This window comes from Aquimarina sp. AWH4_224, from assembly GCF_056160245.1.
On sequence record NZ_JBSWWU010000064.1, the window covers coordinates 1 to 389 of the forward strand.

The 389-nt window shown below is 42.2% G+C and carries 1 protein-coding gene; it reads right to left on the bottom strand.

Annotation, left to right across the window (positions count from 1 at the left end; all coding sequences use genetic code 11):
* Window positions 1–389, bottom strand: a 389-nt coding sequence (locus tag ACXAGJ_RS24710; protein WP_474843863.1) for a hypothetical protein, incomplete at both ends; no start/stop codon positions are given.

A 389-nucleotide genomic window follows, 5' to 3' on the forward strand; every position in this document is an offset into this window, starting at 1 on the left:
TGAATTGGTAGAAACGGAAAGGTTGACTTCAGGAATAGGTGCTGAATCATTATCGGTAATCACAATATCTTGTGTTGTAGTCGATCCAAGGGTAATACCTGCTGATGGATTACTAATCGTTAATGTTGCCGTCTCTGTACCTTCTACATCTGCATCATCTACAATCGTAAAAGTTACACTACCTTCTGTCATGCCATCGGCAATAGTAATAGTCGTATTACTCAAGGTAAAATCTGAAGCTGTAATTCCAACTCCCGTAGCTGCAAGATCAATAGTTTGACCGCCGACTACAGCAGATGAAGAAATCGCCGTCACTGTGATCACTGTACCTGCTGCTTCTGTACCTGAGTTGGTAGAAACTGAAAGGTTGACTTCAGGAATAGGTGCTG